The organism is Pseudomonas sp. R62 (genome assembly GCF_000257605.1).
In the GTDB taxonomy this organism is placed as follows: domain Bacteria; phylum Pseudomonadota; class Gammaproteobacteria; order Pseudomonadales; family Pseudomonadaceae; genus Aquipseudomonas; species Aquipseudomonas atacamensis.
In genome coordinates this window covers 1-751 of record NZ_AHZM01000930.1, presented here as the reverse complement: position 1 = coordinate 751, position 751 = coordinate 1, and the positions used below count along the sequence as shown (strand labels likewise).

Genomic DNA, 751 nt, shown 5'->3' with positions numbered 1-751 from the left:
GAAGGCCGATCAAGTGCTGGAAAAGCTCAGCGCTACGTGTTTCAAACACTCCTGAAGATGGCTCTGTTCCCCTGTGGGAGCGAGCCTGCTCGCGAAGGGGCCGTGTCAGTCGCAATCGTTGTCGACTGATCGACCGCTTTCGCGAGCAGGCTCGCTCCCACAAGGTGATTTGTCGCTTGAAGGAATCGGGCCAAGGCCTATCTGTCAGCCCATTTGACCGGAATAGACGCTGCGCCGCCGCCCGGGGCTGGGTAAGATCCGCGCATTCCTTTCTCGTTTTCCGAGGTTGTCATGCGCTTTTGCGATCTGCTCGATGCTGTCCGCCAACAACCTGAAGTAATCATCCCCGCCGAATGGGGGCAGGGCCGTGCCAGTTTTGGCGGACTGGTGGCCGCGCTGCAATTTGAAGCCATGCGCGCCAGGGTGCCGACGGAGCGCCCCGTGCGTTCGCTGGCGATTACCTTTGTCGGTCCGGTCGAGCCGGAGGTGCCGGTGAGTTTCGAAGTCGATGTGCTGCGTGAAGGCAAAGCCGTCAGCCAAGTGTTGGGTCGCGCCATGCAAAATGGCCAAGTGGTGACGATCATTCAGGGCAGCTTCGGTGCCTCGCGGCCTTCGGAAGTCGCCGTCGAAGCCTATCCGGCGTCCACCATGAAACACTGGGACGAGTGCCAGGAGCTGCCCTACATCAAAGGCGTGACCCCGGAATTCATGCGCCATCTGGCGATGCGCTGGAGCGTCGGCGGCATTCCGT

At 61.0% G+C, this 751-nt stretch carries 1 protein-coding gene; it reads left to right on the top strand.

Going from position 1 to position 751, the window contains the following annotated elements:
• Positions 1 to 291: 291 nt before the first annotated feature.
• The coding region (locus OQK_RS01185; RefSeq protein ID WP_016770742.1) for an acyl-CoA thioesterase at positions 292 to 751 on the top strand (460 nt) is incomplete at its 3' end.